6 protein-coding genes are annotated in these 6,817 nt (G+C 71.4%); 2 read left to right on the forward strand and 4 right to left on the reverse strand.

All coding sequences use genetic code 11. The features are described 5' to 3' along the window. The 3 genes from JWP28_RS19570 to dusB form a co-directional block, all read right to left on the reverse strand. A partial coding sequence (locus JWP28_RS19570; RefSeq protein ID WP_299545533.1) for a response regulator occupies positions 1 to 568 on the reverse strand: 568 nt, incomplete at its 3' end. Next, positions 565 to 1,686 (reverse strand): ATP-binding protein, encoded by a 1,122-nt coding sequence (locus JWP28_RS19575; protein WP_299545534.1) that lies wholly within the window; start codon positions 1,684 to 1,686, stop codon positions 565 to 567. The genes JWP28_RS19570 and JWP28_RS19575, both read right to left, overlap by 4 nt. Next, positions 1,683 to 2,690, reverse strand: coding sequence for a tRNA dihydrouridine synthase DusB (dusB, locus tag JWP28_RS19580; RefSeq protein ID WP_299545535.1), 1,008 nt, complete (start codon positions 2,688 to 2,690; stop codon positions 1,683 to 1,685). Before dusB ends, JWP28_RS19575 begins: the two co-directional genes overlap by 4 nt. 100 nt (positions 2,691 to 2,790) lie before the next feature. Between dusB and JWP28_RS19585 the strand changes: the two genes are divergently transcribed. Beyond that, entirely contained in the window at positions 2,791 to 3,936 is a 1,146-nt protein-coding gene (locus tag JWP28_RS19585; RefSeq protein WP_299545536.1) for a bifunctional 2-C-methyl-D-erythritol 4-phosphate cytidylyltransferase/2-C-methyl-D-erythritol 2,4-cyclodiphosphate synthase, read from the forward strand. A gap of 27 nt (positions 3,937 to 3,963) precedes the next feature. Here JWP28_RS19585 and JWP28_RS19590 read toward each other — a convergent pair whose 3' ends face one another. Continuing rightward, the gene (locus tag JWP28_RS19590; RefSeq protein ID WP_299545537.1) at positions 3,964 to 6,261 is read right to left on the reverse strand and encodes a fused MFS/spermidine synthase; all 2,298 of its coding nucleotides are present in this window, start codon (positions 6,259 to 6,261) and stop codon (positions 3,964 to 3,966) included. 95 nt (positions 6,262 to 6,356) lie between these two features. Here JWP28_RS19590 and JWP28_RS19595 point away from each other — a divergent pair. Beyond that, positions 6,357 to 6,817: CinA family protein (locus JWP28_RS19595; protein WP_299545538.1), on the forward strand; the 461-nt coding region annotated here is incomplete at its 3' end.

A 6,817-nucleotide genomic window follows, 5' to 3' on the forward strand; every position in this document is an offset into this window, starting at 1 on the left:
GGCCCATGTCGTGCAGGGCGCGCGCCACCAGCTCCTTGCCGGTGCCGCTCTCCCCGGTGATCAGGACGGTGAGGTCCGCCCCCACCAGCCTGGCGATGGTGCGGTAGACGTCCTGCATCGGCGCGGAACGGCCGATCAGCGGCAGGCGGTCGTCGCGCACGGCGCGGGCCTGGGCGCGGGAGGCTTCTGCGTCGGCCGGCCGCGACAGCGCCCGACGGGCCGCCGAGGTCATGTCGTCCAGGTCGAAGGGCTTGGGAATGTAGTCGAAGGCGCCCACCTCGGCGGCGTTCACCGCGGTGATCAGGTTGTTCTGCGCGCTCATCACGATGACCGGCAGCTTCGGCCGCTCCTTGCGGATGCGCGGCAGCACGTCGAAGACGTTCTCGTCGGGCATGACGACGTCGGTGATGACCAGGTCGCCCTCCCCCTCGGACACCCACTTCAGCAGGGTGGCGGCATTGCCCGTCGCGCGGACCTGGTAGCCCAGCCGGGTGAAGGCCTGCGAGAGCACCAGCCGGATCGAGGCGTCGTCGTCGGCGATCAGGATCTTCTTGCTGGCGGCGTTCATGCCGGGAGGTCCTCCTCGGAAGCGATGGGCAACAGCACCCGGAACATCGTCCGCCCCGGCTCGGACTCGAAGTCGAGCAGGCCGCCGTGCGCGGCCACCAGCTTGCTGACCAAGGCGAGGCCGAGGCCCGCGCCGTTGGCCTTGGAGGTGACGAAGGGTTGGAAGAGGTGTTCGCGCAGGTGGGCCGGGACGCCGGGGCCGTTGTCCACCACCCGCACCTCCAGCGGCGCGCCGCGCAAGGTCTGGCCCTTGGCCGCGCGCACCCGCACGCCGTGGCGGTAGGCGGTGTAGATGCCGATCATGCCGCGCCCGTCGCCACGCGAATGGGCGGCCTCGGCGGCGTTCTTCACCAGGTTGAGGAAGATCTGGATCAGCTGGTCCTCGTCGCCCAGCACCGGCGGCAGCGAGGGATCGTACTGCTCGCGCATCACCAGGCCGTCGGCGACCCCGTTGGCGGCGAGCGCGCGCACCCGGTCCAGCACCTGGTGGATGTTCATCGGGGTGAGCGACGGCAGGGCGTCGTCGGAGAAGGCTTCCATGCGGTCGACCAGGCGGCGCACGCGGTCGGTTTCGTCGACGATCAGCTGCGCCAGCGGGGCGTCCTCGGCCTTGGCGCCGGATTTCAGCAGCTGGGCCGCGCCGCGGATGCCCGCCAGCGGGTTCTTGATCTCGTGCGCCAGCATGCGGCCCAGGCCGACGATGGAGCGCAGCCCCCCCGCAGCTTCCGCCCCGCCCCGCTCCACGCCCAGGCCCGCCTTGACGGTGAGGGTCAGGAGCACCGAGCCGTCGCCCAGCGGCGCGGCGGCCCCGTCCGCCTCGAACGGCGGCAATCCGAAGAGGGTGATCTGGACGCCTCGCTCGCGGACCTTGGCGTCCTCCTCGATCGCGCGGTTCAGCAGCGAGACCAGCGCCGAGCCGGGCGGCAGGGCCGCGCTGAAGCGCCCGCGCGCCAAGAGGCCGAGGCCTTGACCGAACAGCGCCTCGGCCGCTTCGTTGACGGCGACCAGGGCGCCGGTGGAGTCGACCACCATGGCCGGGTCCGGGCTGAGCTCGAAGGCCGCGGCCTTCAGCGCCAGGACGTCGACGCCCAGTGACTGGGGAAGCGTGCGCCAGCTCATGCCGCCAGCCTCCGCTCGGGGTCGCCCCACAGCGCGGTCAGGCCCCGCTCGACCTCGCCCGGGCTCTCCAGGCGGCACAGCACGCCACGGGCCCGTCGCCGGTCCTCGCCGCCCGCCGGCCAGGGAGCCTGCTCCACATAGGCCGCCAGGTGCTTGCGGAAGATCTTGAGGCCCAGACGATCGCCGTAGAAGCTGAGCGCGTCGCGGAAGTGGTCAAGCGCGATACCCAGGCGGGTCGAAGCGTCCGGCGCCCGGAAGGCACGGCCCTCCAGCTCCGCCTCGAGCTGCGCCGCGATCCAGGGTCGGCCGTAGACGCCTCGTCCGACCATCACCCCGTCCGCGCCGGACGCGGCCAACGCCGCGCGCGCCGTCTCGCCGTCGACGATGTCGCCGTTGACGATGACCGGGATCGAGACCGCCTGCTTCACCGCGCGCACGGCTGCCCAGTCGGCGGCGCCCTTGTAGAACTGGCAGCGGGTGCGGCCATGGACGGTGACCGCCGCGACGCCCAGCGCCTCAGCGCGGGCGGCGAGTTCGGGCGCGTTCTTCGAGGCGTCATCCCAGCCCAGGCGCATTTTCACGGTGACCGGCACGTCCACGGCGGCGATGGCCGCGGCGATCAGGCGTTCGGCGAGCTCCGGCTCGCGCATCAGGGCCGAGCCGCACTGGGCGCCGGTCACTTCGCGGGCCGGACAGCCGAAGTTGAGATCGATGATCTGGGCGCCGGCGGCCTGCGCGAGGCGTGCGCCCTCGGCGACATGGTCCGGGTCGCGGCCGACCAGCTGGACCACCATCAGCGGCAGGCCCTCGCCCACGGCGGCGCGGCGCAGGACGTCCGGCCGGCCCTTGGAGAATTCCGCGCAGGCGACCATCTCGGTCGCGACATAAGCCGCGCCCAGCCGGCTCGCCGCACGGCGGAACGGCAGGTCGGAAACCCCGGTCATCGGCGCGATCCAGACGCGTCCACCGACGGTCACATTGCGAACTCTGAGCGCACTGCTCATTTTATAATCATCCCCACCGCTGGGTTTTTAGGCAGTTTGTGCGATGCAGTAAAGCCTTCACGAACTGGACAAGCGCCGCCGTCCCCCTAAACACGCACCCATGAGTTTCTCAGCGGTAGTCGTGGCGGCGGGGGAAGGCCTGCGTGCGGGTCCTGGCGAGCCCAAGGCCTGGCGCCTGCTGGGCTCCCGGCCGCTGGTCCGCTGGTCGGTGGAGGGCCTGCGCTCGGCCGGCGCGCGCGAGATCGTAGTGGTCGTGGCTCAGGACCGGCTGGCGGCGGCGGATGAGGCGTTCCAGGGCCTCGAGGGCTGGCGGGCCGTCGCCGGGGGGAAGACCCGCGCGGAGTCCGTACAGGCGGGCCTGGCGGCGGTCACCGCTGACGACGAGCAGCCGGTGCTGGTGCACGACGCCGCCAGGCCGTTCGTCACGCGGAGCCAGGTCGAGCGGTTGCTGGGTGCGCTGGAGGGCGCCGATGGCGCGATCCCCGCCCTACCCATCCCTGACACCCTCAAGCGCGGCGACGGGCTCGTGGAGGCGACGGTGAGCCGCGAAGGCCTCTGGCGCGCTCAAACGCCGCAGGCCTTCCGCCTCGGACGGCTGAAGGCCGCCTACGCCCGCTGGCCACCTGACGAAGAGCCCACCGATGACGCCAGCGTGATCGAACGCGACGGCGGCCGGGTGGCTCTGGTCCCGGGCGACCCCATGCTGATGAAGCTGACCTGGCCGGAGGACTTTCTAATGGCCGAGCAACTGGCGGGCTCGCGGCGGATCGTACGCACCGGCCTCGGGGTCGACGCGCATCGCTTCGGGCCCGGAGAGGCCGTGATGCTGGGCGGCGTCCGCATCGCCCACGACCACGGCCTGGTGGGGCATTCAGATGCCGACGTGGGCCTGCACGCCCTGACCGACGCCCTCCTGGGCGCCGTCGCCGAGGGAGACATCGGCCAGCATTTCCCGCCGTCCGACCCTAAGTGGCGGGGCGCCTCCTCCGACCGGTTCCTGGTCCACGCGGTCAAGCTCGCCCAGGCCAAGGGCGCGCGCATCCTCAGCGCCGACCTGACCCTGGTCTGCGAGCGGCCGAAGATCGGGCCGCACCGCGACGCCATGCGGGCGCGGATCGCCGAACTGCTCGGCCTTCCCGTCGACCGCGTCAGCGTCAAGGCGACCACGACCGAGGGCATGGGCTTCACCGGCCGCGAGGAAGGCCTGATGGCCCAGGCGGTGGTCTCGGTTGAGACGCCGCTTTAGGGCGGCAAACCTCACCAGCGGACGGGTTTACCCCTCGCTGTTCGGATTCATCTTCTGCTTCAGCCGCCGCAGGAGCGCGCCGAAGAGGTTGGTGTAGTCGTCCGTCCAGGGCCGCGCCGTGTTGGGGTCCGTCGGCCGCCAGCGCCCATCATGCGCGAACCGGGCGAGCCCCGCCGGCGAGCGCGCGATGATCACCGCGTCCTCCGGCGACGGCCATCCCCCGAGGTCCTGGCCGGGCTTGGGCCGATAGTGCTGGATCAGCGCGACGCCGCCCGCCGCTCGGGCCACGGCCTGCGCGGGGCCGTTCAGGTCGAGGTTGCGGTTGGAGAGGTGCAGGATCAGCACCCCGTCGGGCTTCAGGTGGGTGAGGTACCCGCGGACCGCCTGCACCGTCAGCAGGTGGGTGGGAACAGCGTCCGACGAGAAGGCGTCGATCAGCAGGATGTCGAAGATGTGGGCCGCCTGATGGGCGAGCGTCAGGCGCGCGTCGCCCAGCACATAGTCCACCGGCCCCTCGGCGCAGCGGGTGGTGTAGCTGAAGTGGTTCGGATCGTTGGAGACGCGGATCACCAGCGGATCGATCTCGAAGAAGGTCAGCCGATCGCCCGGCCGCACATAGGCCGAGACCGAGCCGGTGCCGAGGCCCACGGCGCCGATCCTGAGCGCAGGCTTCTCACGCTGCTGGGCGAGGAACACCTGCCCGATGGGGGTGCTCGTCGCATAGTAGACCAGCGGATTGCACCGCCAGCGCGGATCGAGCGCCTGGGCGCCGTGCAGCGTCGTGCCGTGCGCGAGCATCCGCACCGGCCCGCCGAGCGCCGGGACCTGGGTTTCCGACTGGCGAAGCACGCCGAAGAAGCTGCGCCAGCTCTGCGTCGTGTTCGAGCGGTCCGCCGCGGCGTCCGCGCCGATCGACAGGACCGCGATCACCGCGAAGAACAGGAGCGAGCGGCTGCGCACCAGGAAGGCGGCAATGGCCGACGCCCCCAGGCACACCCGGACGCCGAGCTGGAAGGCGTCGATCTGGCTGAAGCCGCCGACGATCGGCCTGGCGTAGACGTGCGGCGCAACAAAGGTGTTGAGGATCGGCGTCGCCACCGCGCCAGCCACCCCCAGGATCAGCATCGCCCAGCTGAACCGGTCGATCTTCCAGTCCCCCCAGGGCCGCGCCAGGCAGGAGAACACCAGGACCAGGGGGTATTCCCAGACGTTGTCGAAGATCACCGGCGCCACGAAGGCGTTGAACGACCCGCCCACCACGCCGCCCAGCGACATCCAGAAATAGAACTCGGTGAGCCGCGCCGGGTCCGGCCGGCGCGCCACCAGCGCCTGGTGGCACATCAGCGCCGTCAGGAAGAAGGCCGCCAGGTGGATCGGCAACTGGATCGCGAATGCGTTGGCGGTGAAGGGCAGAACCGCCGCGCAGACGGCGACGGCGGCGGCCTGCAGCAGGAGCGTTACGTCGCGGGGGATCGCCGGCCTGGCCTGGAAGGCGATTATGAAGGTCGCCAGGTACAGCGCCAGCGGCAGCACCCACAGGAACGGGGCCGAGGCCACGTCGGTGGTGATGTAGGTGGTGACCCCCAGCATGAGGCTCGACGGGATGGCGGCCAGCGCCACCCAGGTCAGCCGCTCGCCCCAGGCGATAGGTGGGACTGCTGCGGCGTCCTTGCGGACCGGGCCGCTACCCGCGCCGGCGCGAACGACGCTGAGCGCCAAGCCTGCCATCAGCAGGATGAAAGCCAGGTAGCCGCCGCTCCAGCCCAGCCGCTGGGCGTGCAGAGTGAGGCTCGGCTCGACGATCAGCGGATAGGCCAGGAGCGCCAGCAGGCTGCCGAGGTTGCTGGCCGCGTAGAGGACATAGGGCTCCTTCCCCTCCCCTTCGCCGAACGTGCGCGCGTGCCAGGCCTGCACCAGCGGCGCGGTGGCCGATAGCACGGCGAAGGGGGCGCCGATGGAGACCGTCAGCACGCCCAGCAACCACAGGGTCGGATGGGTCGAGGACGGCGGCCCGACCAGTTCGTTGATCCTGAGCGGCAGGACCAGGGCCGCGGCCAGCAGCGCCGCCCCGTGCAGCAGGGCCTGGGCGCGCAGCGAGCGCAGCCGCTGCAAGGCGTGGGCGTAGCCGTAGCCGGCGAGCAGCGCCGCCTGGAAGAACGCCAGGCTGGTGTTCCAGACCGACGGGCTGCCGCCCAGCCGTGGCAGCACCAGCTTGGCCACCATCGGCTCCACCAGGAACACCAGCGCGGCGCTGGCGAATACGGTGATCGCGAACAGCGCAGCGCGGGGCCGGGCGCGCTGGACGTCGAGGGCGAGCGTGGTCATGGATGCGGAACCGGCGGCGCGAATCGCCTTGAATGGGCAGTCTGTCCGATGCTCTGGTCCGGCGACCTTATGAGCCGTTAAGAGAGGCCCCGCCGATGTTTTCGCTGGAGATCGTGACCCTGGCCCGCCTGCTTGTCGACGAGGCCCGGGAGCGGTCGCTGCGGATCGTCACGGCGGAGAGCTGCACCGGCGGGCTGGTGGCCGGCGCCATCTGCCAGGTGGCCGGCGCCTCGGACGTGTTCGAGCGCGGCTTCGTCACCTATTCCAACCGCGCCAAGCAGGAATTGCTCGGCGTGCCCGGCGACCTGATCGCCGACCTGGGCGCGGTCTCGGAACCGGTGGCGCGGATGATGGCCGAGGGCGCGCTGGAGAACTCCAACGCCCACGTCTCCGTGGCCATCACCGGGGTCGCGGGGCCCGGCGGCGGCACGCCCATGAAGCCGGTCGGCACCGTCCACATCGCCACCGCGCGCACCAACCACGGCCTGATGCACCGCCAGGAATTCTTCGAGGTGGAAGACCGCATCGGCATCCAGTTGGCCGCCGTGCAGTCGGC

The sequence above is a fragment of the Phenylobacterium sp. genome (genome assembly GCF_028290885.1).
Lineage (GTDB): Bacteria > Pseudomonadota > Alphaproteobacteria > Caulobacterales > Caulobacteraceae > Phenylobacterium.